Below are 25,052 nucleotides of genomic sequence, written 5' to 3'. Positions count from 1 at the left end.
ACAAGAGCCGGACAGCGAGAAGAACCGGCCGGCGAGAAGGCGAAGGTGGCGGCTATGGCGAAGGTTCCGACAGCGGCGGTGGCGGCGGGCGGACTGGTCGGCGGGTACGCGATCGCGCGTTGGACCAAGAAGCGGCCGCTGGGCGGAGTCGCGCTCGCAGCCGCGGGATCCGTCGCCGCGTACGAGTGGAACCGGCAGGCCGGACCCCGCGCGGCCACCGCTCTGACCACGGCGTACGTCGCCGCGTTCGCCGGATCGCACCCGCTGGCCAAGAAGCTCGGCGCCTGGCCCGCCGTCTTCACCGTGGCGGGCACGGTCGCCGCCGCGTCATGGGCGGTCACCCGCCGCGCCGCCTGAGAATTTTTCCCGCGAGGCCCGCGGAACACTGAACGCGAGAGCGCCCCGGCGCGTATTCAAGAGCACTCCCCCGCGTAAGCCGGGTGCGTACCCGTACGACAGGCCGGGTACGCACCCGGAACTCTCACAAGGGGCGCCGTCAGGCGCCGAACGCTCGCGACACCGTATAGATCAGCAGTCCCGCCAGCGCACCCACCACCGTGCCGTTGATTCGGATGAACTGCAGGTCACGGCCGATGTGCGCCTCGATCTTCTTCGACGTCTGGTCCGCGTCCCAGCTCGCGACCGTGTCACTGATCAGCGACGTGATCTCCGTGCGGTACGTCGTGACGACATACACCGCCGCGTCCTCCAGCCAGCCCTCCAGCTTCGCCTGGAGCCGGCCGTCCGTCGCCAGCCGCGCCCCCAGCGACATCAGCGAGGCGCGCGCCCGCAGCCGCAGCTCGCTCTGCTCGTCCTCGGCAGCCGTCATGATCATCGTCCGGACGGACGACCAGGCCGACGCGATGACGTCCTGGACCTCGCGGCGCCCCAGGATCTCCGACTTCAGCCGCTCGACCCGCGCCCGGGTGTCCGAGTCGGTCTGGAGGTCGGACGCGAAGTCCGTCAGGAACGTGTCGATCGCGTAGCGCGCCGGATGCTCCGGCATGTCCCGCATCTCGGTCACGAAGCGCAGCAGCTCCTTGTAGACCCGCTCCCCCACCCGCTTGTCGACGAACCGTGGCGTCCAGCCCGGTGCCCCGCCCTGCACCGCGTCCATCACCGAGTCGCCGTGCAGAACCAGCCAGTCGTGCGCGCGTACGCAGAGCAGGTCCACGACCCTGCGGTGGCCGCCGTCCGCGACGATCGTCTCCAGCATCTTGCCGAGACCGGGTCCGACCTCCACCGCGTTTGCCCGCCGGGTGATCGCCTCACCGACCACGGCCTGCACGTCCGAGTCGCGCAGGACGGTCAGCGCACCGCGCAGTGCGGTCGCCAGCTCGGCGGTCACTCGGTCGGCGTGGTCCGGCTCCGCCAGCCAGGCGCCGAGCCGACCGCCGATGCCGAGAGCGTGTATCCGGCCGCGCACGACATCGCCCGAGAGAAAATTCTCCCCGACGAAGGAACCCAATGAGGCCCCGAGCTGGTCCTTCTTGGTAGGGATGATGGCGGTGTGCGGGATCGGAAGGCCGAGCGGACGTTTGAACAGCGCCGTGACGGCGAACCAGTCGGCCAGCGCACCCACCATTCCCGCCTCGGCGGCCGCGGCAACGAAGCCCGGCCAGCCGCCCACACCCGCGTTCTTCGCCCAGGTGGCGAGGACGTACACGAGCGCGACAAGCAGAAGGAGGCCGGTGGCCGTGGTCTTCATACGGCGTACGCCACGCCGCTTCTCCTCGTCGGCGGCCGTGTACGCGAAGGAGGCGAGGGGAGCGTGGCGCACGGGAGCGGAGGCTGCCGTGCCGGAGCTCCCGTCCGCACCACCCGGTGCCCGTGCGGACTCGGCAGGTCCCCCACCCGGCTCGCCCGACTCGGTCCGCTCGATCCGTTCCATCCGCTCCACCCGTCCGCGTACACGTACGCATCGCCCCCGGTGCCCCGTACGCATTGTCCCTACCTGACCTACTCCCGGGCCGCATGTCGAGTTCCCCCGCGCCCTGCTTCATCATGAGATCAGCCCGCACCACCACGAGGAGACATTCCGCCCATGCCCAGGCGCCACGGACCCGCCCTGCTCACAGCCCTTGTGGTGGGCACCGCCGCGCTCGCCGCGATCGTGGCGCTCGCCGGATCCCTGCTGTTCTCCGGCGGCGGAGCGAAGCAGGTCGGCACGGAGTCGGTGGCCCGTACGCCTGCCGCGCCGGCCCACTCCACCGGTGTCTGGATCGGCACCTGGGCCGGGGCCCCGACGGCCGGTGTAGCGGACACGTACGCCGATGACGACCTGACGCAGCGCACCATCCGTAACGTCGTGCACACCAGCATCGGCGGCGATGCGGCCCGCATCACCCTCTCCAACCTCTTCGGCACGCACCCGCTGCTCGTCGATCAGGCCACGGTGAACACCCGGCCCGTCTCCTTCCGCGGCAATCCGTCCGTCACGATCCCGGCAGGCGGACAGATCGTCAGCGACCCGGTGGTCGTCCCCGTCGCCCCCGACGCCGATCTCGTCGTCACCCTGCGCACGCCCACCGCCGACGGCCCCGTCACCATCCACCCGAACAGCCACCAGACCTCGTACGTGGCGGACAAGCACGGCACGTGGCGCAGCAACCTGTGGCGCTACCTCAGCGCCGTGGACGTCCGCAACAAGGTTGCCGCCGGGGCGATCGTCGCCATCGGTGACTCGCTGACCGCGGGCACCGGCTCGACCCTCGACGCGAACAGCCGCTGGCCAGACGTCCTCTCCGACCGGCTTCGCGGCCGGTACGCGGTGGTCAACCAGGGCATCGCCGGCAACCGCATCCTGCGCGACGGGCAGGGCTACGGGCAGATGTACGGGCAGCGCGCGATCGCCCGCTTCGACCGGGATGTGCTGGGCGTCGCCGATGTGAAGACCGTCATCATCGCGCTCGGCATCAACGACGTGCAGCAGTTCCCGAAGGAGCGGGACCCGCAGCGGATCGCGGACGCGCTCAGGGCCATGACGGAGCGTGCCCACGCCCGCGGGCTGCACGTCGTCGGGGCCACGCTGATGCCGTTCGAGGGTTCCCTCGCCTGGACGCCTGCCGAGGACGCCGTACGGATGCAGGTCAACGCGCTGATCCGGGCGGGCGGCATCTTCGACGAGGTCGTCGACTTCGACCGGGTGGTACGCGACCCGTACCGGCCGAGCAGGCTCCTCCCGGAGTTCGACTGCGGCGACCATCTGCATCTCAACGACAACGGATATCTGCGGCTGGGACAGCAGGTGGATCTGCGGACCCTGCACCAGAGCAGGCCGACGTCCGACCAGCTCTGACCGGCTGACCGGCTGACCGGAGCGATGGGGTCCGGTGAGCCCTGCAGGGGCACCGCCGTGTCCCCCGTCGCCGTACGGCCCCTACTCCTCCCCCGAGCCCTTCTTCAACTGCCGGGCACGCTCCCGTTCCTTCTCCGCCTTCGTCCGCTTGCGCTCCACATCGACCCCGCCCATCAGCGCGAAACCGGTGATCCGCACCCGCGGCGAGCCCGGCGAGGGGATGCCCTCGCCCGACGCCCGGTCGCCGAAGCCGCCCATGATGCCGATGCCCCCGACCTCGACGTCCAGCTCCGGCGGGACCGTCACCTGCATCCCGCCCATGATCGCGAAGCAGCGGACCACGACCTCACGGTCCTCGAAACGGGCCTCGCGCAGATCGATCTCGCCGCCGCCCCACATCGCGAACGCGGTGAACTTCCGGCCAACCGTCCACGTGCCCTTGCGCCTGAAGCCACCCCAGAAAGCGAACGCCCCCGTCGAGGTGGCGGGGCCGCCGACACGTGCCGCCCAGTCGACCCCCGTCGAACCCGTCCGCGCGGGCGAGCTTCCCGGACCCACCGGTGCCACCACCCCGCCCGGCGCCGGAAGGTCACGGACCAGTGGCTCCAGCTCGCCATGCGTACGGGCCTTGTACGTCGCGTCGAGCCGCTGCTCGAACTCCTCCATCTGCAGCCGGCCCTCGGCCACCGCCTCGCGCAGGACCTCGGCGACACGCTCACGTTCGGCATCGGAAGCACGCATGTCCGGATGTTCGCTCGTCATACCGCGCAGCCTATTGAACACATCCGCCCACATCATCGATCCGACTGCCGTCAGCGGCAATTGACGCTCTTTCACATCTCTCTACGCGCCGCCGGGGCCGACGCGTACATCCTCGCGATCACGGCCTCGATGTCCGGCTCCCGAACCGACAGGTCCACCAGCGGATACTCCGCGGCGATCCGCGCCACCAACGGGGCCGCCGATCCGGACGCGGGGAACGCCAGCCACTGCCGCGGCCCCTCCACCTTCACCGTACGCACCGAGGGCTCCGACTCCAGCCGGATCGCCGGGAGTTCGCGCTCCAGGTCGACGACCAGGGTGCGTTCGCTCGCGCCGATCTCGTGCAGTCCGGCGAGCGCCCCGTCGTACATCAGACGACCGTGGTCGATCACCATCACCCGTCGGCAGAGCTGCTCGATGTCCGTCAGGTCATGGGTGGTGAGCAGCACCGTCGTACCCCGCTCGGCGTTCAGGTCGCGAAGGAAGCCTCGGACCTTCGCCTTGGAGACCACATCGAGGCCGATCGTCGGCTCGTCCAGGTACAGCACCTCCGGGTCGTGCAGCAGCGCCGCCGCGATATCGCCGCGCATCCGCTGCCCGAGCGACAGCTGCCGCACCGGTACGTCCAACAGCTCACCCAGATCCAGGAGTTCGACGCAGCGGTCCAGGTTCTCCCGGTAGCGGGCGTCCGGAATCCGGTACATCCGGTGCACCAGCCGGTACGAGTCCCGCAGCGGCAGGTCCCACCAGAGCGTGGTGCGCTGACCGAAGACCACACCGATCCGGTGCGCCAGCCTCGTACGCTCCCTGGACGGATCGATGCCCGCGACCCGCAGCCGGCCGCCGCTCGGGGTGAGGATGCCGGTCAGCATCTTGATGGTGGTCGACTTGCCCGCGCCGTTCGGGCCGATGTAGCCGACCATCTCGCCGCGCGGCACGCGGAAGCTGATCCCGTCGACCGCGCGGACCTCGCGGCGCTCACTGCGCAGGAAGCCCGTCCTGCGGCGCACGTCGAAGACCTTCTCGACGTCGTCGAGCTCGATGAAGTCGGTATCCGTGTCCATGCCCATGTCCGATGCCCTCGTTCTCCCGCCGGTCAACTTCCCGTGCTCCGGTACGAGCGCAGGCCCGCCCGCCATGCCGTCCCCGCAAGCACCCAGCACACCCCCGCCACCACCGGAGGCAGAAACGACACCCACTCCGGCAGCCCCAGCGGGTAGTCCCGGCCCAGCACATACAGCGCGGGCAGCCAGTTCACGAAGGCCAGCGGCACGACGAACGTCACCCCGCGCACCAGGTCCTTCGCGAAGATCGTCGGCGGGTACTGGAGCAGCGTGTTCCCGCCGTACGTGAAGGAACTCTGCACCTCGGCGGCGTCCTGCGCGAAGAACTGGAACGCCGCCCCGCACACGAACACGGCCCCGAAGATCGCTGCCCCGGTCAGCAGCATCAGCGGCACCATCGCCACCCGCAGCGGTGTCCAGTCGATGTCCAGCGTCACCAGGGCGTACCCGAGCACCAGCAGCCCCTGCGTGATCCGCCCCAGCCTGCGCAGCGCGAACCGGTCCGCCGCCACCTGGGCGAGCACCGGCACCGGGCGCACCAGCAGCGTGTCCAGCGTGCCGTCCCGGACCCGGCGGCCCAGCCGATCCATCGACCCCAGCACCAGATCGGCCAGGCCGAACGCGGTGCCCGAAGCCCCGTACAGCAGGGCGATCTCCGGCAGCGTGTAGCCGCCCAATTCGTCGACGTGCGCGAACATCAGCATGATCGCGACGAAGTCGAAGCCGGTCGCCGCGAAGTTCCCGAGCGTCGTCATGACGAACGAGGCCCGGTACGCCATCGTCGAGCGCAGCCACATCGAGGCGATCAGCCCGTACGCACGGACCCCCTCGACCAGCCTCGACCGTTCGGCGAACACCACCTCGGGCGCCTCGACGCCCCCGCCGGCCTCCGCCGCCTGTGCCGTCTGTGCAACCTCAGCCACCCTGGACCACCACCCTCCGCGTCGCCACCGACTGCACCAGCCGCCCCGCCAGCAGCAGCGCCAGCGCCCAGCCGCCCTGGAACGCGAACGCCTCCACCAGCCCCCACCCCGTGTGCTTGCCGAGGAACACATCGGCCGGCACCTGCAGCAGTGCCGACCACGGCAGTGCCCGCGCCACCTCGCCCAGCAACCCCGGGAACAGCGTCAGCGGAAGCAGCATCCCGGAGAAGAACAACCCCGCCAGAAACGCGATCTGCGACGCGCCCGCCCCGTCCATCAGCCAGAACGCGGAGAGCGCCACCAGGTAGCGCACCGCGAAACCGACCACCACACCGAGCGTGACCGAGACCAGAAACGCCAGCCAGATCCCCGGCGACCTGGGCAGCGCCAGCGGGAAGGCGAGCGCGCCCAGCACCATCGGTACGATGCCGCGCGCCATCAGCTGATACGCCGCGCGCCCCAAGTCCCCGGCCAGCCACCACATTTGAAGATCGATCGGCCGGTAGAGATCGATCGCCACATCGCCGGTACGGATCCGCTCCATCAGCTCGTCCTCGAAACCGCCGCCCATCATGGCGCACGTCGCCAGCAGCGCCTGGCCCAGCCACACGTAGGTGAGCGCCTGGGACATGTCGTAACCGCCGAGCTGCGGCCGCTCGTCCCACAGGGCCATATAGGTGTACGCCAGGATGAAACCGAAGACGGTGTTGGTGAACACCCCCGCCGCCGTCGCGATCCGGTAGGTGGCATAGCGCCGGAACCCGCCCGCAGCGACCACCGCGTACAGCCGCACCTCAATCGCCCCCGCACTCGTTCGCACTCGGACGCCCAACGGCGCCGGGCACCAAAGCGCACGACCCTAGTCCAGCGGCAGCAGCCGCCGCGACCGCTTTTCGGCCCCCCTCCGGAGGTCGATCCGGTGCTTATTGCACAGAAAAGTGCAGTATGGGGGAACTGACCGCGGCCGAGGAGTCTTCACCGACATGAGCGACGAGCCACAGCAGCAGAGCGGGGATCCCGGCGACGGGAACTGGACCCCGAGGGACCTCTCTGCCGGCACCGGCGCACCCGCGGGCCAGGCGGCCGCGCCCGGAGGGAAGAAGGGGAACGCCGTCCGGCCCAGGCGCACCGGCTGGCGCCGGGCCGTCCCCACCTGGCGGGCCGCACTCGCCACGCTCCTGGTGATCGCGCTGATCCTCATCGGCGGCTTCATCGCCGGATACCAGCTCGTCGGCATCCCGCCCGCCAACCCCACCGCCACCGCGCAGTCCAACGTCTACCTCTACAAGGACGGCACCGTCATCGCCCGCGACGGCGACGTCAACCGGCAGAACGTCCAGCTCGCCCAGGTCCCCCTCCCCGTCCAGCACGCCGTCCTCGCCGCCGAGGACCGCAACTTCTACTCCGAGCGCGCCGTCGACATCAAAGCCATGTTCCGGGCCGGCTGGAACACCCTCACCGGCAAGGGCAGACAAGGCGGTTCGACCATCACCCAGCAGTTCGTGAAGAACTACTACCTCGGCCAGGAACAGACCGTCATCCGCAAGATCAAAGAGTTCTTCATCGCGATCAAGCTCAACCGCGAAGTGAGCAAGGACCACATCTTCGAGGGCTACCTCAACACCAGCTACTTCGGCCGCAACGCCTACGGCATCCAGGCCGCCGCCCAGGCGTACTACGGCAAGGACATCGGCGACATCACCACCGCCGAAGGCGCGTACCTCGCCTCCCTGCTCAACGCCCCCAGCGCGTACGACGTCGTCGTCCACCCCGAGAACAAAGCCGCGGCCGTCGCCCGCTGGCACTACGTACTCGACGGCATGGTCAAGGAGAACTGGCTCAGCGCAGCCGACCGCGCCACCATGCAATTCCCCGTGCCCGACAAGGTGAAGAGATCGACCGGCCTCTCCGGACAGCGCGGCTACATCGTCCAGGCCGTCAAGGACTACCTCACCACCCACCAGATCATCGACGAGAAGACACTGGCCACCGGCGGCTACCGGATCACCACCACGCTGGAGAAGAAGAAACAGAACGCCCTCGTCGAAGCCGTCGACGACAACGTCATGTCCCAGACGAGCGACGAGCGCACGGCCGACCGCAACGTCCGCGTCGGCGGCGCCTCCATCGACCCCACCAACGGCCGGGTCGTCGCCATGTACGGCGGCATCGACTACACCAAGCAGTACGTCAACAACGCGACCCGCCGCGACTACCAGGTCGGCTCCACCTTCAAACCGTTCGTCTTCACCTCCGCGGTCGCCAACAGCTCCCGGACCCAGGACGGCCGGCGCATCACCCCCAACACCGTCTACGACGGCACCAACAGGCGCATGGTCCAGGGGCCGAACGGACCCACCGGCTACGCCCCCGCCAACGAGGACGACGTCAGCTACGGGCCCATCCCCGTCCGTATGGCCACCGACAAGTCCGTCAACGCCGTCTACGCGCAGATGGCCGAGGACGTCGGCCCCGACATCGTCGAACAGACCGCCATCGACCTCGGCATCCCCAAGGACACCCCCGACCTCACCGCATCGCCGTCCATCGCGCTCGGAACCGCCACGGCCAGCGTCCTCGACATGACAGGGGCGTACGCGACCCTCGCCAACCACGGCAGGCACACCGCGTACACCCTCGTCGACAAGGTCAGCAAGGACGGCGAGGAGCTCAGCCTCCCCGACCGGAGCACCGAGCAGGCCGTCAGCCGCGAAGCCGCCGACACCACCACCTCGATCCTGCAGAGCGTCGTCGAAAACGGCTCAGGAACCGCAGCCCAGGGCGCCGGCCGCCCCGCCGCCGGCAAGACCGGCACGGCCGAGGAGGACAAAGCGGCCTGGTTCGCCGGCTACACCCCCGACCTCGCGACCGTCATCGCCGTCATGGGCCAGGACCCCGACACAGGGGTGCAGAAACCGCTGTACGGAGCGCTCGGCCTGTCCCGGGTCAACGGCGGCGGCGCGCCCGCCCAGACCTGGGCCCAGTACACCGGTGCCGCGCTGCAGGGCACCAACGTCCAGGACTTCGACCTCACCCTCGAAAGCGGCGCCGAGGAACCGTACCTGCCGACCGACGAAGCCACCGGCCCGACCGACACCGGCACCCCGTCCGCTCCGTCGACGGCCACGCCGCCGAGCAGCCCGCCCTTCCCGCCCGACTTCCCCACCGACAGCGAACCCGCGACCCCGCCGGGCCCACCCACCGGCCCGCCGGACGGCGGATTCACCGACGGAGGGGACAACGGCGACTTCGACGACTTCTTCCCGCGCGGCATGGGCGGCACCCGCCCGGACCCGGCCTCGACCCCGGTCCCCGCCCCGCTCCCGGCCCCGAGCCGCCAGTGAATCCGGCCGGCCGACGACTCAGTGCCCCGAGGTCGCCTTCAACCCCACCACGGCCACCAGCAACAGACACACGAAGAAGACCCGGGCCGCGGTCACCGGCTCGTGCAGCACCACCATGCCCAGCACCGCCGCCCCCGCCGCACCGATACCGACCCACACGCCGTACGCCGTACCGATCGGCAGCGACTTCGCCGCCTGCGACAACAGCACCATGCTGGCCACGATCCCGAATCCGGTGAACACACTCGGCCACAGCCGGGTGAACCCGTCGGTGTACTTCATCCCGATCGACCAGCCCACTTCCAGCAGACCGGCCACAGCAAGCAGAACCCACGCCACGACGGCACCTCCGACACACAGACACACGGACATCACGGGTGCGTCGTCTTTGCAAAAGCCCGGTACGGCGCGTCTCGTCGGGGTCCCACCAACATAGCAAAAAACACGCAAAAGGCCTGGTGACGGCTGTCACCAGGCCTTACGTCAGGCACATCGGGAGAGCTACAGATACAACCCGGTCGAATCCACCGAACCCTCGAACCGGTCCGCGGCCACCGCGTGCAGATCCCGCTCCCGCATCAGCACATACGCCACACCGCGCACCTCGACCTCCGCACGGTCCTCGGGGTCGTACAGCACCCGGTCGCCCGGCTCCACCGTCCGCACGTTCTGGCCGACCGCGACCACCACAGCCCAGGCCAGTCGACGACCGACCGCAGCCGTCGCCGGAATCAGGATGCCGCCGCCCGAACGCCGCTCACCCTCGGGCGTATCGGACCGGACCAGCACGCGGTCATGCAGCATGCGAATGGGCAGCTTGTCGTCGGTGTTCTCGCTCACGACCCGAAACCTACCTGTCCGCAGCCGCGCCACACGCCCCCGGGGGTCAGCCTTCTCAGCGCTTCTTCCGCCGCGCCGACACCACGACCAGTCCAAGCACACCCGCTGCCAGCAACGCCACCGGAATCACCCGCTCCAGACGCGGCGCGCCATCCTCCGACACAAACTGCGCCTTCACATCGGACACCGTCCGATTCACCGCGACAAACGCCCGCCCGGCCGTCCGGTCCGCGGCCTCGACAGCCTTGGCCTTCGCATCGCCCATGATCGTCTTCGGGTGCACCCGCACCCCGATCTCATCGAGCACCACCGCAAGCTGCTCACGCCTGCTGATGATGTCCGCCTCGATCTGCGCAGGGGTCCTGGCATCCGACACTGCGCCGCCTCCGTGGTCGTCGTCCGGTAAACCTTCATCGACAGTCTGTCAGCTCGGCCGCCCGCACACCCGGCGGCACCCCTATTACGCTCGGTCCCGTACACCCCACACGCCCTTGAGGAGAACCATGAGCGAGCGACTCCAGCCCGGCGACACCGCCCCGGCCTTCACCCTCCCCGACGCCGACGGCAACGACATCTCGCTCGCCGACCACAAGGGCCGCAAAGTCATCGTCTACTTCTACCCGGCCGCCCTCACCCCCGGCTGCACCAAGCAGGCATGCGACTTCACGGACAACCTGGAGCTCCTGACCGGCGCCGGATACGACGTCATCGGCGTCTCCCCCGACAAGCCGGAGAAGCTCGCCAAGTTCCGCGAGAAGGAAAACCTCAAGGTCACGCTGGTCGGCGACCCGTCCAAGGAGACCCTCCAGGCCTACGGCGCATTCGGCGAGAAGAAGCTCTACGGCAAAACGGTGACAGGCGTCATCCGCTCCACGATCATCGTCGACGAGGAGGGCAAGGTCGAACGCGCCCTCTACAACGTCAAGGCAACCGGCCACGTAGCCAAGATCATCAAGGACCTCGGCATCTGACCGCCGCCACGCCCGTGTGACGGGCGTCGCACTTTCACCCGCCATCGGTTTGCGACCGCCATGACCGCGCAGAAGCCTTTCCTGGAACATCCACCGAGGAAAGGACCCGGCCATGGCGGCCTCCGACCTTCAGCAGGTGGCCGACCCCGAAGCGGTCAAACGCCACCCCACCCTCTTCCGCGCCATCCGGAAGCGGAAGAACCCCAGGCTGCGCCGGTCCGACATCACCGTCACCGACGACCAGGCAGTCAAGCGGGCGGTGAAGGCGGCCTCCCTCGGCAACGCCATGGAGTGGTTCGACTTCGGCATCTACTCCTACCTGGCCGTCACCCTCGGGCACGTCTTCTTCCCGTCCGGGAACAACACCACCCAGCTGCTCTCCTCGTTCGCCACCTTCGCGGTCGCCTTCCTGGTACGCCCGCTCGGCGGAATGTTCTTCGGCCCCATGGGCGACCGGATCGGCCGCAAGAAGGTCCTCGCCCTCACCATGATCATGATGGCGGTCGGCACCTTCGCCATCGGCGTCATCCCGTCCCACGCCTCGATCGGCCTCTGGGCACCCGCCCTGCTGATCTTCTTCCGGCTGGTCCAGGGCTTCTCCACCGGCGGAGAGTACGGCGGCGCATCCACCTTCATCGCCGAGTACGCCCCCGACAAGCGCCGCGGCTACTTCGGCAGCTTCCTCGAATTCGGCACCCTGGCCGGATACGTCGGCGCGGCCGGTCTCGTCACCGCACTCACCGCCGTCCTCGACACCCCCGCCATGGAGTCCTGGGGCTGGCGCATCCCGTTCCTCGTCGCGGGCCCCCTCGGCCTGGTCGGCCTCTACCTCCGACTGCGCCTCGACGAGACCCCGGCCTTCCAGAAACTGGAAGGCGGCAACGCTCAGGCCACCGAGGCCGCCGACAGCGTCGAGACCACCGCCAAGGGTGACCTCGCGAAGATCTTCCGGCAGTACTGGCCGACGCTGATCCTCTGCATCTGCCTCGTCGGCGCGTACAACATCACCGACTACATGCTGCTGTCATACATGCCGACGTACCTCTCCGACGAACTCGGCTACAGCGAGACCCACGGCCTGCTCATCCTGCTCGCCGTCATGGTCTTCCTGATGCTGATCATCAGCCAGGTCGGCAAGCTCTCCGACCGCTTCGGCCGCAAGCCGCTGCTGATGGCGGGAATGCTGGGTTTCCTCTGCCTCTCGCTCCCCTCCTTCCTGCTGATCCGCCAGGACGGCGTCCCGGCCATCACGATCGGCATGCTGATGCTGGGCCTCTCCCTGGTCTGCATGCTCGGCACGATGTCCGCCGCACTCCCGGCCCTCTTCCCCACCCAGGTCCGCTACGGCTCCCTGTCGGTCGGCTACAACCTCTCGGCCTCGCTCTTCGGTGGTACGACCCCGCTGGTGATCACCGCACTGATCAGCTGGAGCGGTACGAACCTGATGCCGGCGTACTACGCGATGGCGGCGGCCCTGGTCGGCGTGATCGCGGTGGCCTGCATGAAGGAGACCGCCCAGCGGCCGCTGGACGGCTCGCCCCCGTCGGTGGAGACGGAGGAGGAGGCGGCGCAGCTGTGCGCGGCCCAGACTCCTGAGCCCAAGTTCTGAACCCCTGACCCCGTCCCCCGGGGATCGGCCCGCATCGCTTCTGCATCGACTGAAGCGGGGCGGGCCGTTCCACATCTCACCGCATTTCGGACGTGACCATCCGATAAACGGTTCGTTGCTCTGTACGAGACCGCGAACGTGCGGTCGGGGACGGAGGGGATCGATGGCGGTTCGATACACCCGTGAGCTGCTCGAAACGGGGGGTCGGGAAGTACTTGCTGAAGCCGTGGCCGCCTCAACCAACTGGACGGATCTGATGCGTCGCCTCGACCTCAAGCCGAGTGGCGGCCGGCGACGCGCCCTCCAGAAGAAGGTTGTCGGGTTCGGTCTCGACACCAGCCACTTCAAGAAGCGCAGTCCCTGGCGTAAGTACACCGACGAGGCCATAGCAGCCGCTGCCGCAACCTCATCGTCGCTGCGCGAGGTCGTCAACAAACTGGGGGCGACGCCGGCATCCGGAACGTTGTCCCACATAAGCCGTCGCATCGCTGCCGCGGGGATCGACGTCAGTCACTTCCCCGGCATGGGCCGCCCCCAGCTGGGCCACTTGTACACCCTGGAGGAGCTACGGGCGGCTGCCGCCTCGGCCGAGAGCATTCGCGGAGTGGCACGAGAGCTCGGAGTGCGCGACGACAGCCAATCGCGCGCTGCCGTTGCAGGGATGCTCCGCAGGAACGGAATTGACACTTCGCACTTCCGCAACGCTCGCCTGGCCATCCCGGAGGACGCCTTGCGTGCCGCTATCCCGAAGGCCGCCAGCTACGCAGATGTCATGCGCGCACTCGGCCTTGAGGTGAACGATACGAACCATCGGCGCATAAGACGCAAGGTGACCCAACTCGAGCTGGACACCTGCCACTTCAGGCGTCGGCCCTGGGCCTCGGGCTCGACCCGGGCGGGTGAGTCGAAGTCCATCGCATCGACAACACTTGTGGTCATGCCGCAGGGGTCATCGCGTGCAAACCGAACAAGGCTGCACCGCGCGCTGCAAGAGGTCGGTATCCCGTACCGATGCGCTGCCTGCGGCAATCCGGGCGAATGGCAGGGTCAGCCGATCACGCTTCAGATCGACCATATCAGCGGCGACTGGCTCGACAACCGGGCCGGAAATCTCCGCTACCTGTGCCCTAACTGCCATGCCCTCACCGACACATGGTGCCGCAACCGGAAGAGCAAACCGCACATCTCCACGTAGCGGCCTCGCTGTGCCACGAGAGGCACCGGCCCGCTAGGATGGATCCGGATACGCGGCCGTAGCCAAACTGGTATCGGCGGGTGTTTTAGGGGCATCTGGGAGAAATCCTGTGTGGGTTCGAATCCCACCGGCCGCACTGACGATGGAATCGAAGGCCCGGCTCGCAGGAATTGCGTGCCGGGCCTTCAACGTACTGCCACCGTCACCCCACCAGCTCCCGCACCACCGGCACCAGCGCCCGGAACGCCTTCCCCCGGTGGCTGATCGCGTTCTTCTCCGCCGGGGTCAGCTCCGCGCAGGTCACGGTCATGCCCTCCGGCTGGAGGATCGGGTCGTAGCCGAAGCCGTTCGTGCCGGACGGGGTGTGGCGCAGGGTGCCGAGGAGGTGGCCTTCGACCACGTGTTCCGTGCCGTCCGGCAGGGCGAGGGCTGCCGCGCAGGCGAAGTGGGCGGCGCGGTGGGTGTCGTCGATGTCGGAGAGCTGGGCCAGGAGCAGGTCCAGGTTGGCGCGGTCGTTGCCGTGGGTGCCGGACCAGCGGGCCGAGAAAATGCCGGGGGCGCCGCCGAGTACGTCGACGCAGAGGCCGGAGTCGTCGGCGATCGCGGGGTGGCCGGTGGCCTGTGCGAGGGCGTGGGCCTTGAGGAGGGCGTTCTCGGCGAAGGTGACGCCGGTTTCCTTGACGTCGGGAATGTCGGGGTACGCGTCCGCGCCGACGAGTTCGTAGGTGAGGCCGGCGTCGGCGAGGATCGCGTGGAGTTCGTTGACTTTCCCGGCGTTGCGGGTGGCGAGGATCAGGCGGGTCATGTGCCGATTATCGCGGGGCGGGCCGGGCCCGGTGCTACGAGGTGCAGACGTTGCCTATCTCCTTGGCGGCGTCGGTGACCGGGGTGATGTCGGGGGTGGCGTCGCCGTTGTCTATGGAGGTGCGGACGTTCTTGACGCCGGTCTGGAGGTCGTCGACGGCCTTGGAGAGGTCGGCGTTGTCGGTCGTGTCGCCGAGGTTGCCGAGTTCCTTGTCGATCTCGTCGAGTGCTTCGGCCGCCTGGGTGGGGTCGTTCGAGGCGTTGGAGACGGCCTGTTGGAGGTTGTTGACGCTGGTGGCGATGGCGTCGGCGGTGCGGACGCAGTCGAGCGCCTTGTCGACGGCGCCGCAGCCGGTTGTTGCGGTGAGAGCGATGGTGAGGGCGGTCAGGGTCAGCGCGACGGTGGTGCGGCGGTGGCGGGTGGCCTTGGCCATGGTGCGGGTTCCTCCCCGGATGTGGATACGCGGAAGGGCGCACGGTTCGACCCGTGCGCCCGTACTCGTCACGACGCTCTGTGGTGCGTATTTGGTTGCTTCTTTACTCGCCGAGGGTGCGGGCGAGTGCCACGTGCTGGTAGGCGGTCAGGTCGACGCAGCCCGCGGTGGCGAGGTCGAGGAGCGCGTTCAGTTCCTTCCGGTCGAACGGCTCGGCCTCGGCGGTGCCCTGGACTTCGACGAAGCGGCCGTCGCCGGTGCAGACGACGTTCATGTCGGTCTCGGCGCGGACGTCCTCCTCGTAGCAGAGGTCGAGGAGCGGGGTGCCGTCGACGATGCCGACGCTGACGGCGGAGACGGTGCCGGTGAGCGGCTTGCGGCCGTGCCTGATGAGTTTCTTGCCCTGGGCCCAGGTGATGGCGTCGGCGAGGGCGACGTATGCGCCGGTGATGGCGGCGGTGCGGGTGCCGCCGTCTGCCTGGAGGACGTCGCAGTCGAGGACGATGGTGTTCTCGCCGAGGGCCTTGTAGTCGATCACGGCGCGCAGGGAGCGGCCGATGAGGCGGCTGATCTCGTGGGTGCGGCCGCCGATCTTGCCGCGTACGGATTCGCGGTCACCGCGGGTGTTGGTGGAGCGGGGCAGCATGGAGTATTCGGCGGTGACCCAGCCTTCGCCGCTGCCCTTGCGCCAGCGCGGTACGCCTTCGGTGACGGAGGCGGTGCAGAAGACCTTGGTGTCGCCGAAGGAGATGAGGACTGAGCCTTCGGCGTGCTTGCTCCATCCGCGTTCGATGGTGACGGGGCGGAGCTGTTCGGAGGTGCGGCCGTCGATACGAGACATGGCGTCGAGCCTATCGGCTGCGCCGCAGGCCCCGGTCCGGGCGGGAGCGGGGCCTGTGGGGTGTGGAGCCGGGCGGGCTCAGCGGGTGGTCACATCATGTCTTCGATGTCGGCGGCGATGGGGTCGGCGTCGGTGCCGATGACGACCTGGATCGCGGTGCCCATCTTGACGACGCCGTGGGCGCCGGCGGCCTTGAGCGCGGCTTCGTCTACCTTGCTCGGGTCGATGACTTCGGTGCGGAGGCGGGTGATGCAGCCTTCGACCTCTTCGATGTTGTCGATACCGCCGAGCCCGGCGACGATCTTCTCAGCCTTGCTGGCCATGTCGTTCTCCCTGATTGTTCGCGTCCGCATGCCGGCCCACCATGGGTCCGTTTCGTCACGGTAACGCACGGTTGGCCCAACTTCGCGAGCGAGCTGTCGAACCATCACCAAAGATGACGATCACCGGCGCCCTGCCTTCCGGGCGGGCTCCGCACCGTGACGCAACTGGTCTACACCAGTTTGCGTCGACCGCCAAACGTGGCCTGTTCCGGGAGGACGACGATGAGCTCAGACAGCGCCGCCGTGCCACGGAAACAGTGGTGGAACGGTCTGTTCCAAGGTCTCCAGAAGATGGGACGCAGCCTCCAGCTCCCGATCGCGGTGCTCCCGGCCGCGGGTATCCTCAACCGGCTCGGCCAGGAGGACGTGTTCGGGAACAAGGGGCTCGGCTGGAACAACATCGCCAAGGTCTTCGCCGCGGCCGGTGGTGCGCTGCTCGACTCCGGGCTGGGTCTGCCGCTGCTGTTCTGCGTCGGTGTCGCCATCGGGATGGCGAAGAAGTCGGACGGCTCGACGGCGCTCGCCGCGGTGACCGGCTTCCTCGTCTATTACGCGGTGCTGCACGCCTTCCCGGTGGACTGCGCCCCGGGCTCCACGTTCACCGCCGGCGGCACGTGGTTCGGCACCTGTGTCACCGGCGATGCCACGGTGACGGCCGCCGAGTACCAGAATCCCGGAGTGTTCGGGGGCATCGTGATGGGCCTGCTGTCCGCGTGGTTCTGGCAGCGGTACCACCGCGTAAAGCTGGTCGACTGGCTGGGCTTCTTCAACGGCCGCCGGCTCGTGCCGATCATCATGGCGTTCGTCGGGCTGCTCTTCGCGGCTCTGTGCGCCTGGCTGTGGGAGCCGATCGGTGACGGTCTGATCAGCTTCTCCAAGTGGCTGACCGATCTGAACTGGCTGGGCTCCGGGATCTTCGGCGTGGCCAACCGCGCGCTGCTGGTCATCGGCCTGCACCAGTTCCTGAACACCTTCGTCTGGTTCCAGTTCGGCGACTTCACCAAGCCGGACGGGACGGTGGTGCACGGTGACATCAACCGGTTCCTGCAGGGCGACCCGACGGCCGGGCAGTTCACCACGGGGTTCTTCCCGATCATGATGTTCGCGCTTCCGGCGGCGGCCCTGGCGATCTACCACTGCGCCAAGCCGCATCGCCGGAAGGCGGTCGGCGGCATGATGCTCTCGGTCGCCCTGACGTCTTTCGTGACGGGTATCACCGAGCCGATCGAGTACTCGTTCCTCTTCGTCGCCCCGCTTCTGTATGCGATCCACGCGGTGCTCACCGGTGTGTCGATGGCGGTGAGCTGGGGGCTGGGCGTGAAGGACGGCTTCAGCTTCTCGGCGGGCCTGATCGACTACGTCATCAACTGGAGTCTGGCGACGAAACCGTGGCTGATCATTCCGATCGGTCTCTGCTTCGCAGTGGTGTATTACGTGCTGTTCCGGTTCGCGATCACCAGGTTCAACCTCCAGACCCCTGGGCGGGAGCCCGACGAACTGGAGACAGAGATCGAGAAAGACCTCGTCAAGTAGGTCACCGCCCGGGCTCCGCCCCCGGTCGGCAAAGGCCCTCGGACCTCACGGTCCGGGGGCCTTCGTCATGTCACTGAACGTATCGATGAGCTACTGCGAAGTAGTCGACATTTGCAGGTTCCTTATACAACCCACACCGTGCTAAAACTGGTCTACACCACTGAGTGGTTTAGACCACGTGACGCCCGTCACGTTCCTGGAGTCGTCGCCCCCCAAAAACAAATCCCTGGTACCTGGCGGCGCCTTGCCTACTGGAGGAAGTTGATGAGTACGGCCACCGCCTCGGCGGCCCCCGCAAAGAAGCGGGGCTCCGGCCTGTTCCAGGGCCTGCAGAAGGTGGGACGCAGCCTCCAGCTGCCGATCGCCGTGCTGCCGGCCGCGGGCATTCTGCTCCGTCTCGGCCAGAACGACGTATTCGGCAAGGACGGTCTCGGCTGGGGCAAGGTCGCCACAGTCTTCGCGACCGCGGGTGACGCTGTCTTCGCCAACCTGCCGCTGCTCTTCTGCATCGGCGTCGCCATCGGCTTCGCGAAGAAGTCCGACGGCTCCACGGCTCTCGCCGCCCTGGTCGGCTTCCTGGTCTACCAGAACGTCCTGAAGGCGTTCCCGGTGTCCGAGGAGAAGATCCAGGCCGGCAAGGACATCGCCGCGACGTACAACGACCCGAAGGTCTTCGGCGGCATCATCATGGGCCTGATATCCGCCGTGGTCTGGCAGCGGTATCACCGCACCAAGCTGGTGGACTGGCTCGGGTTCTTCAACGGCCGCCGCCTCGTGCCGATCCTCATGGCCTTCATCGGCACCGCGATGGGCGTCGTGTTCGGTCTGGTCTGGGAGCCGATCGGCAACGTCATCACCAACTTCGGCGAATGGATGACCGGCCTGGGCGCCTTCGGCGCCGGAATCTTCGGCCTGGTCAACCGCGCCCTGCTGCCCGTGGGCATGCACCAGTTCGTGAACACGGTCGCCTGGCAGGAGATCGGCAGCTACAAGGACCCGTCCGGTGCACTGTGGCACGGCGACCTGAACCGGTTCTTCCACGGTGACCCGACCGCCGGTCAGTTCATGTCGGGCTTCTTCCCGATCATGATGTTCGCCCTCCCGGCCGCCGCGCTCGCCATTGCGCACGCCGCCCGCCCGGAGCGCCGCAAGGCCGTTCTCGGCATGATGATGTCGCTCGCGCTGACCTCGTTCGTGACCGGCATCACCGAGCCGATCGAGTTCGCGTTCATGTTCATCGCCCCGGTGCTGTACGCGATCCACGCGGTTCTCACCGCCATCTCGATGGCCGTTACCTGGGCGCTGGGCGTGCATCACGGCTTCACGTTCTCCGCCGGCGCCATCGACTACTTCCTGAACTGGAACCTGGCGACCAAGCCCTGGATGATCATCCCGATCGGTCTCGTCTTCGCGGCGATCTACTACGTGGTCTTCCGCTTCGCGATCACCAAGTTCAACCTCACCACCCCGGGCCGCGAGCCCGAGGAGGAGTTCGAGGACCTGACGAAGGCGTAAGCCTGAGCGGCACCAACACAGAAGCCCCCACCCTCCGTCCGGAAGGTGGGGGCTCTGTCGTACCCGCCGTACGCGGGGCCCTAGATCTCGTAGACCGCGCCGGGGACCGCCAGTTCCACCGGGCCGCCGTAGATCGCGCGGGCGTCCGCCAGATTGCGGTTCGCGTCCGTCCACGGCGGGATGTGGGTCAGGACGAGCCGGCCCACCTTCCCGCCCGCGGCGATTTCGCCTGCTTCGCGACCGTTGAGATGGAGATCCGGAATGTCCTCCTTGCCGTGGGTGAACGACGCTTCGCAGAGGAACAGATCGGTCCCCTCGGCGAGTTCGTCCAGCACCTCGCAGACTCCGGTGTCGCTGGAGTACGTCAGCGAGCGGCCGTCGTGCTCGATACGGATGGCGAAGGTGTCGACGGGGTGGCAGACCTTCTCCGTACGGACCGAGAAGGGGCCGATGTCGAACGAGCCGGACTTCAGCGTGTGGAAGTCGAAGACCTCACTCATCGCCCGGTCGGACGGGGTGTCGCCGTGCGCGGCCGTCAGGCGCTGCTCGGTGCCGTCGGGGCCGTAGACCGGGATGGGCTCCGGTCGTCCGCCGTCGTGCCGGTAGTAGCGCACCACGAAGTACGCGCACATGTCGATGCAGTGATCGGCATGGAGATGGCTGAGGAAGATGGCGTCCAGGTCGTAGAGACCGATGTGGCGCTGCAGCTCGCCGAGGGCGCCGTTACCCATGTCGAGGAGCAGCCGGAAGCCGTCGGCCTCTACGAGGTAGCTCGAGCATGCCGAGCCCGCGGACGGGAACGAGCCGGAGCAGCCGACGACGGTGAGCTTCATGGAGCGTGAACCTCCGAGACGTGGGAACGGGGAGGGTTCGTGCGATTTGTTGAGCGTAAGGCGCCAAACACCTGGTCGCTCCTTCAGGGCCTGCCGTTGTGGGCGAACTCACCTGCTCTGTCACCGGTTCGATGGAAGCGGTTGCGAGGTGCGGCCCGGCGGAGCGCCGGTACCGTCGGTGCATGAACATGTCCTGGTGGCCGGCGCTCGGCGCGGTCGTACTGCTGGCGCTCATTGCCGCGATTGCCGACGGGCGGGGCCGGATCGGGCGCGGTGACCGGCGCCCGGGTGGGCGCCCGAGGGGTCGGACGCGCCCGCCGGGCAGGACGGAGGGGCCCCGGGGCGGGCCGGAGCGCACGCCGCGGCCGGGTGAGATCTGGTGGGCCGAGGTTCCGTACGAGGACGGGCCGGGGTCGAAGGACCGGCCGTGCCTGGTGCTGTCGGTACGGGATGGCGCCGCGCGCGTCGCGAAGATCACCAGCAAGCATCACGAGGAGCGGCCGGGGGTGATCGCGCTGCCGCCGGGCACGGTGGGCGATCCGCGGGGGCGGGCGAGCTTCCTGGAGACGGATGAGCTGCGGGATGTGGCGGTGCGGGGGTTCCGGCGGCGGGTGGGGGTGGTGGATCCGGGGGTGTGGGATCAGGTGCGACGGTTCGGGTGAGGTGCAGGGGGTGGTGGCGGTGGGATGCATGCGGCGGGCTGTCCGCTGCCTGCCCCTCCCGGCATGACCATGTGCGGCTCCGCCACGTGGGCACCCCGCTCCTCGACCGCCCGAGGAGCTGAAAACGCCGGGCGGGCTGGATGTCTCCAGCCCGCCCGGCATCTGGGAACCGCCTGAGTGCCGTGCTACGCCCAGAGCTGGCCGTGCAGTGTTTCGATGGCCGCTTCCGTGGTCGGGGCGGTGTAGACGCCCGTCGACAGGTACTTCCAGCCGCCGTCCGCGACGACGAAGACGATGTCCGCCGGCTCGCCGGCCTTGACCGCCTTGTTGCCGACGCCGATCGCCGCGTGGAGTGCCGCACCGGTGGAGACGCCCGCGAAGATGCCTTCCTGCTGGAGGAGTTCGCGGGTACGGGTGACGGCGTCGGCGGAGCCGACGGAGAAGCGGGTGGTGAGGACCGAGGCGTCGTAGAGCTCGGGGACGAAGCCCTCGTCGAGGTTGCGGAGCCCGTAGACCAGGTCGTCGTAGCGCGGCTCGGCGGCGACGATCTTGATGTCCGGCTTGTGTTCGCGCAGGAAGCGGCCGACGCCCATCAGGGTGCCGGTGGTGCCGAGGCCCGCCACGAAGTGGGTGATGGAAGGCAGGTCGGCGAGGATCTCCGGGCCGGTGGTGGCGTAGTGGGCGCCGGCGTTGTCCGGGTTGCCGTACTGGTAGAGCATCACCCAGTCGGGGTGCTCGGCGGCGAGCTCCTTGGCGACGCGGACGGCCGTGTTGGAGCCGCCGGCCGCCGGGGAGGAGATGATCTCGGCGCCCCACATGGCGAGCAGGTCGCGCCGCTCCTGGGAGGTGTTCTCCGGCATGACGCAGACGATGCGGTAGCCCTTGAGCTTGGCCGCCATGGCGAGCGAGATGCCGGTGTTGCCGCTGGTGGGTTCCAGGATGGTGCAGCCGGGGGTCAACCGGCCGTCCTTCTCGGCCTGTTCGACCATGTGGAGCGCGGGGCGGTCCTTGATCGAGCCGGTGGGGTTGCGGTCCTCCAGCTTGGCCCAGATGCGGACGTCGTCCGACGGTGACAGCCGGGGCAGGCGGACGAGCGGGGTGTTGCCCACCGCGGCGAGCGGGCTGTCGTACCGCATCAGTTCATGCCGCCCGCGACGGCCGGGAGGATGGTGACGCTGTCGCCGTCGCTGAGCTTGGTGGAGATGCCGTCGAGGAAGCGGACGTCCTCGTCGTTGAGGTAGACGTTCACGAAGCGACGGAGTTCGCCGCCGTCGACGATGCGCTCACGGATGCCGTTGTGGCGGCTGTCGAGATCCGTGAAGAGGTCGGCGAGGGTCTCTCCGTTGCCTTCGACGGCCTTCGCGCCGTCGGTGTAGGTGCGGAGGATGGTGGGGATGCGGACCTCGATGGCCATGGCGTGGGCTCCTGTCGAAAGCGGAGTGGTGGCGTGGGGCGCGCGGCTCTGCCCCCGCGCAGGGAAAGGTGCGATGGTCGGCGCTTCGGGCCGGGACCCGGCTCAGGCCTTGCCTGCGACGGGGAGGCGGCTCGTACAGATCGCGCTGGAGAGCCTGCACAGGTCGACGTGCAGGCGCGCGACGAGCAGCGTGCCCGGCGTCTTCTCGCTCACGTCATGGGGAACCATGGGCTCATCGTATCGATTCCCGGTCCGGATTCCGGCATGTGATCTCACCTGCTGGATGGTGAGCGTTCGCCTGGTGGACTGTTGTCGGCGGGAGGAGGGGCCGGGGGCGGGGTGCCGTCCCCGGCCCGGGGCCGGTCAGGCGGGCTCGTACGCCTCGACGACCTTGACGTCCTCCTCGGTGATCACGCCGTCGACGATGCGGTACGAGCGGAACTGGAAGGGGCCCGCGTCGTCCGTGTCGGCGGTGGAGACGAGCACATAGTGGGCGCCGGGCTCATTGGCGTAGGTGATGTCGGTGCGCGAGGGGTAGGCCTCGGTCGCGGTGTGCGAGTGGTAGACGATCACCGGCTCCTCGTCGCGGTCGTCCATCTCGCGGTACAGCTTCAGCAGGTCCGCGGAGTCGAACTCGTAGAACGTGGGCGAGCGGGCGGCGTTGAGCATCGGGATGAACCGTTCGGGACGGCCGGTTCCGGCCGGGCCCGCGACCACGCCGCACGCCTCGTCGGGGTGGTCCGCGCGGGAGTGCGCGACGATCTGGTCGAACAGCGCCTGGGTGAGGGTCAGCATGGCGCCAGGATAAGCAGAGGGCCCCCGCGACTCCGAGGAGTGGTACGCGAGGGCCCGCATGCTGGACAGAAGGTGCCGAGGGCGCTGGGTCAGCGCTTGGCGAAGGCCTTGTTCTCGGGGTTACGGGCCTTGAGCACCAGGTACGAGACGCCGAGGATCAGCGCCCAGAGCGGGGCACAGTACAGCGAGATCCTGGCGTCCTTGTCGACGGCCATCATGACGATGACCATGCCGATGAAGGCGAGCGCGAAGATGCTGGTGTACGGGGCGCCGGGGGCCCGGAAGGTGGACTGCGGGAGCGCACCGCGGTCGGCCAGGAAGCGGTAGCGGATCTGGCAGACGAGGATCATGATCCAGGCCCACATGCCGGAGATGGTGGCGAAGGAGACGACGTAGGTGAAGGCGTCGCCGGGCCACTGGTAGTTGATCCACACGCCGACGAGCATGAGCGCGGCGGAGAAGGTGGTGCCGACGAGCGGGGTGCCGCTCTTGGTCAGCTTGGTGAAGAACTTCGGGCCCTGTCCGTTGAGCGCGAGGTCGCGCAGCATGCGTCCGGTGGAGTACATACCGGAGTTGCAGGACGAGAGGGCCGCGGTCAGGACGACGAAGTTGACGATCGCGGCGCCGACGCCGAGGCCCATCTTCTGGAAGGCGGCGACGAACGGGGAGATGCCGGGCTCGAACTCGGTCCACGGGACGACCGACAGGATCATGATCAGCGCGCCGACGTAGAAGACGGCGATGCGCCACGGCACGGTGTTGATGGCCTTGGGCAGGACGGTCTTCGGGTCCTTGGACTCGCCCGCGGTGACGCCGACGAGCTCGACGGCGAGGAAGGCGAACATCACGATCTGCAGGGTCATGAGGGTGCCGCTGATGCCGTGCGGGAAGAAGCCGCCGTCGGACCAGAGGTGGGTCACGCTCGCGGTGTCCCCGGCGTCGGAGAAGCCCAGGGTGAGAATTCCGGCGCAGATGAGGATCATGCCGACGATGGCGGTGACCTTGACCATCGAGAACCAGAATTCCAGCTCACCGAAGAGTTTCACGGAGATCAGGTTCACGCCGTACAGGATGACCGTGAAGATCAGTGCTGAGACCCATTGGGCGATGTCGAACCAGTACGTCATGTACTGGGCTGCCGCGGTGACTTCGGTGATTCCGGTGACGACCCAGAAGAGCCAGTAGGTCCAGCCGGTGACAAAGCCTGCGAAGGGCCCGACGAATTCGCGGGCGTACTCCGAGAAGGAGCCCGAGACCGGCCGGTACATGAGGAGTTCACCGAGCGCCCGCATGATGAAGAAGATCACCAGGCCGGCGATGGCATAGGCCAGGATGAGGCTGGGCCCCGCCTTGGCGATGGCCTTGCCCGCACCGAGGAAGAGGCCGGTGCCGATGGCCCCGCCGATTGCGATCATCTGGATCTGGCGGGCGCCGAGGGCGCGCTGGTATCCCTCGCCCGAGGCGGCCGCGTCCGCTGTTGCTGCGGCCGGACGGCCGTCTTGTCCCTTGTCGACCTTCGCCGATGTCATGGTGATGCGCCTTTCTCCACGCCGATCCGCGCCGTTGAGGCTGCGGATCAGGTCCTGATCCCCCCGGATATGGATGGAGTGCGACCGGCGATCCGCCGGCTGTAGCGCCCCCGGGAACAGGGGTGGCGTCCCCGGGTGGTCGTGAAGATTTATCACGGGCCAACCGGTGATCCGCCGGACATTATGTGGCGCACACCACAGGAAAAAGCGGACAAGCGTTTTCAAGCCGCTACAAAAAAGGCCGTTCAGGTGACGGGATCGTTATTCGGATTTGAGCGTTCGTTGAGCGAACACCCGGCGGGACGGCACGGGTGATCTTCGGATCCGGCTACGTGGGAATGGCCGTTCGATCCGGCCGCGGGA

Annotated in this window: 27 protein-coding genes, 1 tRNA gene and 1 riboswitch; of the genes, 10 read left to right on the top strand and 18 right to left on the bottom strand. The window is 68.3% G+C overall.

Annotated features, from left to right (window positions below):
* Window positions 1–54 precede the first annotated feature (54 nt).
* Window positions 55–357, top strand: coding sequence for a hypothetical protein (locus OHB49_RS26515; protein ID WP_030971020.1), 303 nt, complete (start codon window positions 55–57; stop codon window positions 355–357).
* Between the two features lie 139 nt (window positions 358–496).
* Here the strand turns inward: OHB49_RS26515 and OHB49_RS26510 are convergent, their stop codons facing one another.
* Window positions 497–1,891 (bottom strand): DUF445 domain-containing protein, encoded by a 1,395-nt coding sequence (locus tag OHB49_RS26510; protein WP_443079564.1) that lies wholly within the window; start codon window positions 1,889–1,891, stop codon window positions 497–499.
* Window positions 1,892–2,044: 153 nt separating this feature from the next.
* On the opposite strand from OHB49_RS26510, the gene OHB49_RS26505 reads away from it, so the two are divergent.
* Window positions 2,045–3,298, top strand: coding sequence for an SGNH/GDSL hydrolase family protein (locus OHB49_RS26505; RefSeq protein WP_329163516.1), 1,254 nt, complete (start codon window positions 2,045–2,047; stop codon window positions 3,296–3,298).
* An 81-nt stretch (window positions 3,299–3,379) separates the two neighbouring features.
* Here OHB49_RS26505 and OHB49_RS26500 read toward each other — a convergent pair whose 3' ends face one another.
* The 4 genes from OHB49_RS26500 to OHB49_RS26485 form a co-directional block, all read right to left on the bottom strand.
* Window positions 3,380–4,039, bottom strand: coding sequence for a DUF1707 SHOCT-like domain-containing protein (locus tag OHB49_RS26500; protein WP_329166633.1), 660 nt, complete (start codon window positions 4,037–4,039; stop codon window positions 3,380–3,382).
* Window positions 4,040–4,131: 92 nt separating this feature from the next.
* Window positions 4,132–5,130 (bottom strand): ABC transporter ATP-binding protein, encoded by a 999-nt coding sequence (locus OHB49_RS26495; protein ID WP_030971028.1) that lies wholly within the window; start codon window positions 5,128–5,130, stop codon window positions 4,132–4,134.
* Window positions 5,131–5,156: 26 nt separating this feature from the next.
* Entirely contained in the window at window positions 5,157–5,984 is an 828-nt protein-coding gene (locus OHB49_RS26490; protein ID WP_052189508.1) for an ABC transporter permease, read from the bottom strand.
* A gap of 55 nt (window positions 5,985–6,039) precedes the next feature.
* Window positions 6,040–6,840 (bottom strand): ABC transporter permease, encoded by an 801-nt coding sequence (locus OHB49_RS26485; RefSeq protein WP_329166631.1) that lies wholly within the window; start codon window positions 6,838–6,840, stop codon window positions 6,040–6,042.
* Between the two features lie 190 nt (window positions 6,841–7,030).
* On the opposite strand from OHB49_RS26485, the gene OHB49_RS26480 reads away from it, so the two are divergent.
* Window positions 7,031–9,391, top strand: a complete 2,361-nt coding sequence (locus OHB49_RS26480; RefSeq protein WP_329163513.1) for a transglycosylase domain-containing protein — start codon at window positions 7,031–7,033, stop codon at window positions 9,389–9,391.
* Window positions 9,392–9,409: 18 nt separating this feature from the next.
* Here the strand turns inward: OHB49_RS26480 and OHB49_RS26475 are convergent, their stop codons facing one another.
* From OHB49_RS26475 to OHB49_RS26465, 3 genes are all read right to left on the bottom strand, one after another.
* Window positions 9,410–9,730: a DMT family transporter gene (locus tag OHB49_RS26475; protein ID WP_030971037.1), complete on the bottom strand. Its 321-nt coding sequence runs from the start codon at window positions 9,728–9,730 to the stop codon at window positions 9,410–9,412.
* 37 nt (window positions 9,731–9,767) lie between these two features.
* Window positions 9,768–9,835, bottom strand: a riboswitch (guanidine-III (ykkC-III) riboswitch).
* A gap of 57 nt (window positions 9,836–9,892) precedes the next feature.
* Window positions 9,893–10,231 carry a GroES family chaperonin gene (locus tag OHB49_RS26470; protein ID WP_030923137.1) on the bottom strand — a complete coding sequence of 113 codons (339 nt, stop codon included), beginning with the start codon at window positions 10,229–10,231 and terminating at the stop codon, window positions 9,893–9,895.
* A 55-nt stretch (window positions 10,232–10,286) separates the two neighbouring features.
* Complete coding sequence (locus tag OHB49_RS26465; RefSeq protein ID WP_030971040.1) at window positions 10,287–10,607, bottom strand: DUF3618 domain-containing protein; 321 nt, start codon at window positions 10,605–10,607, stop codon at window positions 10,287–10,289.
* Window positions 10,608–10,734: 127 nt separating this feature from the next.
* Here OHB49_RS26465 and bcp point away from each other — a divergent pair, with 127 nt between their 5' ends.
* From bcp to OHB49_RS26445, 4 genes are all read left to right on the top strand, one after another.
* Window positions 10,735–11,202: a thioredoxin-dependent thiol peroxidase gene (gene bcp, locus OHB49_RS26460; protein WP_030971043.1), complete on the top strand. Its 468-nt coding sequence runs from the start codon at window positions 10,735–10,737 to the stop codon at window positions 11,200–11,202.
* 112 nt (window positions 11,203–11,314) lie between these two features.
* Entirely contained in the window at window positions 11,315–12,811 is a 1,497-nt protein-coding gene (gene proP / locus OHB49_RS26455; protein ID WP_030971045.1) for a glycine betaine/L-proline transporter ProP, read from the top strand.
* Window positions 12,812–12,974: 163 nt separating this feature from the next.
* Window positions 12,975–14,006 carry an HNH endonuclease signature motif containing protein gene (locus tag OHB49_RS26450; RefSeq protein WP_329163507.1) on the top strand — a complete coding sequence of 344 codons (1,032 nt, stop codon included), beginning with the start codon at window positions 12,975–12,977 and terminating at the stop codon, window positions 14,004–14,006.
* A gap of 52 nt (window positions 14,007–14,058) precedes the next feature.
* Window positions 14,059–14,142 (top strand) — tRNA-Leu (locus OHB49_RS26445).
* Window positions 14,143–14,208: 66 nt separating this feature from the next.
* Here the strand turns inward: OHB49_RS26445 and rdgB are convergent.
* From rdgB to OHB49_RS26425, 4 genes are all read right to left on the bottom strand, one after another.
* Entirely contained in the window at window positions 14,209–14,811 is a 603-nt protein-coding gene (gene rdgB, locus OHB49_RS26440) for an RdgB/HAM1 family non-canonical purine NTP pyrophosphatase (protein ID WP_030971048.1), read from the bottom strand.
* Window positions 14,812–14,845: 34 nt separating this feature from the next.
* The gene (locus tag OHB49_RS26435; RefSeq protein WP_030971050.1) at window positions 14,846–15,244 is read right to left on the bottom strand and encodes a hypothetical protein; all 399 of its coding nucleotides are present in this window, start codon (window positions 15,242–15,244) and stop codon (window positions 14,846–14,848) included.
* Between the two features lie 103 nt (window positions 15,245–15,347).
* Complete coding sequence (rph, locus tag OHB49_RS26430) at window positions 15,348–16,085, bottom strand: ribonuclease PH (protein ID WP_030923110.1); 738 nt, start codon at window positions 16,083–16,085, stop codon at window positions 15,348–15,350.
* Window positions 16,086–16,174: 89 nt separating this feature from the next.
* Window positions 16,175–16,438, bottom strand: a complete 264-nt coding sequence (locus OHB49_RS26425) for a glucose PTS transporter subunit EIIB (RefSeq protein WP_078878901.1) — start codon at window positions 16,436–16,438, stop codon at window positions 16,175–16,177.
* Between the two features lie 192 nt (window positions 16,439–16,630).
* Here OHB49_RS26425 and OHB49_RS26420 point away from each other — a divergent pair, with 192 nt between their 5' ends.
* Window positions 16,631–17,941 (top strand): PTS transporter subunit EIIC, encoded by a 1,311-nt coding sequence (locus OHB49_RS26420; RefSeq protein ID WP_329163501.1) that lies wholly within the window; start codon window positions 16,631–16,633, stop codon window positions 17,939–17,941.
* A gap of 264 nt (window positions 17,942–18,205) precedes the next feature.
* Window positions 18,206–19,456 carry a PTS transporter subunit EIIC gene (locus tag OHB49_RS26415; protein WP_329163499.1) on the top strand — a complete coding sequence of 417 codons (1,251 nt, stop codon included), beginning with the start codon at window positions 18,206–18,208 and terminating at the stop codon, window positions 19,454–19,456.
* An 80-nt stretch (window positions 19,457–19,536) separates the two neighbouring features.
* On the opposite strand, the gene OHB49_RS26410 is transcribed toward OHB49_RS26415, so the two are convergent.
* Complete coding sequence (locus OHB49_RS26410; RefSeq protein ID WP_329163497.1) at window positions 19,537–20,289, bottom strand: MBL fold metallo-hydrolase; 753 nt, start codon at window positions 20,287–20,289, stop codon at window positions 19,537–19,539.
* Between the two features lie 182 nt (window positions 20,290–20,471).
* Here OHB49_RS26410 and OHB49_RS26405 point away from each other — a divergent pair, with 182 nt between their 5' ends.
* Window positions 20,472–20,951 (top strand): type II toxin-antitoxin system PemK/MazF family toxin, encoded by a 480-nt coding sequence (locus OHB49_RS26405; protein ID WP_030971061.1) that lies wholly within the window; start codon window positions 20,472–20,474, stop codon window positions 20,949–20,951.
* Window positions 20,952–21,136: 185 nt separating this feature from the next.
* Here the strand turns inward: OHB49_RS26405 and OHB49_RS26400 are convergent, their stop codons facing one another.
* The 5 genes from OHB49_RS26400 to OHB49_RS26380 all read right to left on the bottom strand — a co-directional run bounded on the left by OHB49_RS26400 (window position 21,137) and on the right by OHB49_RS26380 (window position 24,689).
* A complete protein-coding gene (locus OHB49_RS26400) occupies window positions 21,137–22,087 on the bottom strand; it encodes a PLP-dependent cysteine synthase family protein (RefSeq protein WP_030923093.1) in 951 nt (316 codons plus the stop codon).
* Window positions 22,087–22,365, bottom strand: coding sequence for a MoaD/ThiS family protein (locus OHB49_RS26395; protein ID WP_030971063.1), 279 nt, complete (start codon window positions 22,363–22,365; stop codon window positions 22,087–22,089). The genes OHB49_RS26400 and OHB49_RS26395 overlap by 1 nt, the downstream gene beginning before the upstream one ends.
* Window positions 22,366–22,467: 102 nt before the next feature.
* Entirely contained in the window at window positions 22,468–22,593 is a 126-nt protein-coding gene (locus tag OHB49_RS26390) for a putative leader peptide (RefSeq protein ID WP_256223732.1), read from the bottom strand.
* 135 nt (window positions 22,594–22,728) lie between these two features.
* Window positions 22,729–23,160, bottom strand: a complete 432-nt coding sequence (locus OHB49_RS26385; protein WP_329163496.1) for a M67 family metallopeptidase — start codon at window positions 23,158–23,160, stop codon at window positions 22,729–22,731.
* An 89-nt stretch (window positions 23,161–23,249) separates the two neighbouring features.
* On the bottom strand, window positions 23,250–24,689 hold the full coding sequence (locus tag OHB49_RS26380) for an amino acid permease (protein ID WP_329163495.1): 1,440 nt from the start codon (window positions 24,687–24,689) through the stop codon (window positions 23,250–23,252).
* Window positions 24,690–25,052: the final 363 nt, after the last annotated feature.

The organism is Streptomyces sp. NBC_01717 (assembly GCF_036248255.1).
Taxonomy (GTDB): Bacteria; Actinomycetota; Actinomycetes; order Streptomycetales; family Streptomycetaceae; genus Streptomyces.
Note: the sequence above shows the minus strand (reverse complement) of the source record. Positions and strands in the feature narration are given on the sequence as shown.

Excerpts from the sequence above, each read along its gene's own strand:
- OHB49_RS26515 (WP_030971020.1), top strand. The coding sequence starts at position 55 with ATGGCGAAGGTTCCGACAGCGGCGGTGGCGGCGGGCGGACTGGTCGGC.
- OHB49_RS26510 (WP_443079564.1), bottom strand. The coding sequence starts at position 1,891 with ATGGAACGGATCGAGCGGACCGAGTCGGGCGAGCCGGGTGGGGGACCT.
- OHB49_RS26505 (WP_329163516.1), top strand. The coding sequence starts at position 2,045 with ATGCCCAGGCGCCACGGACCCGCCCTGCTCACAGCCCTTGTGGTGGGC.
- OHB49_RS26500 (WP_329166633.1), bottom strand. The coding sequence starts at position 4,039 with ATGCGTGCTTCCGATGCCGAACGTGAGCGTGTCGCCGAGGTCCTGCGC.
- OHB49_RS26495 (WP_030971028.1), bottom strand. The coding sequence starts at position 5,130 with ATGGGCATGGACACGGATACCGACTTCATCGAGCTCGACGACGTCGAG.
- OHB49_RS26480 (WP_329163513.1), top strand. The coding sequence starts at position 7,031 with ATGAGCGACGAGCCACAGCAGCAGAGCGGGGATCCCGGCGACGGGAAC.
- bcp (WP_030971043.1), top strand. The coding sequence starts at position 10,735 with ATGAGCGAGCGACTCCAGCCCGGCGACACCGCCCCGGCCTTCACCCTC.
- proP (WP_030971045.1), top strand. The coding sequence starts at position 11,315 with ATGGCGGCCTCCGACCTTCAGCAGGTGGCCGACCCCGAAGCGGTCAAA.
- OHB49_RS26450 (WP_329163507.1), top strand. The coding sequence starts at position 12,975 with ATGGCGGTTCGATACACCCGTGAGCTGCTCGAAACGGGGGGTCGGGAA.
- rdgB (WP_030971048.1), bottom strand. The coding sequence starts at position 14,811 with ATGACCCGCCTGATCCTCGCCACCCGCAACGCCGGGAAAGTCAACGAA.
- OHB49_RS26435 (WP_030971050.1), bottom strand. The coding sequence starts at position 15,244 with ATGGCCAAGGCCACCCGCCACCGCCGCACCACCGTCGCGCTGACCCTG.
- rph (WP_030923110.1), bottom strand. The coding sequence starts at position 16,085 with ATGTCTCGTATCGACGGCCGCACCTCCGAACAGCTCCGCCCCGTCACC.
- OHB49_RS26425 (WP_078878901.1), bottom strand. The coding sequence starts at position 16,438 with ATGCGGACGCGAACAATCAGGGAGAACGACATGGCCAGCAAGGCTGAG.
- OHB49_RS26420 (WP_329163501.1), top strand. The coding sequence starts at position 16,631 with ATGAGCTCAGACAGCGCCGCCGTGCCACGGAAACAGTGGTGGAACGGT.
- OHB49_RS26415 (WP_329163499.1), top strand. The coding sequence starts at position 18,206 with ATGAGTACGGCCACCGCCTCGGCGGCCCCCGCAAAGAAGCGGGGCTCC.
- OHB49_RS26410 (WP_329163497.1), bottom strand. The coding sequence starts at position 20,289 with ATGAAGCTCACCGTCGTCGGCTGCTCCGGCTCGTTCCCGTCCGCGGGC.
- OHB49_RS26405 (WP_030971061.1), top strand. The coding sequence starts at position 20,472 with ATGAACATGTCCTGGTGGCCGGCGCTCGGCGCGGTCGTACTGCTGGCG.
- OHB49_RS26400 (WP_030923093.1), bottom strand. The coding sequence starts at position 22,087 with ATGCGGTACGACAGCCCGCTCGCCGCGGTGGGCAACACCCCGCTCGTC.
- OHB49_RS26395 (WP_030971063.1), bottom strand. The coding sequence starts at position 22,365 with ATGGCCATCGAGGTCCGCATCCCCACCATCCTCCGCACCTACACCGAC.
- OHB49_RS26390 (WP_256223732.1), bottom strand. The coding sequence starts at position 22,593 with ATGGTTCCCCATGACGTGAGCGAGAAGACGCCGGGCACGCTGCTCGTC.
- OHB49_RS26385 (WP_329163496.1), bottom strand. The coding sequence starts at position 23,160 with ATGCTGACCCTCACCCAGGCGCTGTTCGACCAGATCGTCGCGCACTCC.
- OHB49_RS26380 (WP_329163495.1), bottom strand. The coding sequence starts at position 24,689 with ATGACATCGGCGAAGGTCGACAAGGGACAAGACGGCCGTCCGGCCGCA.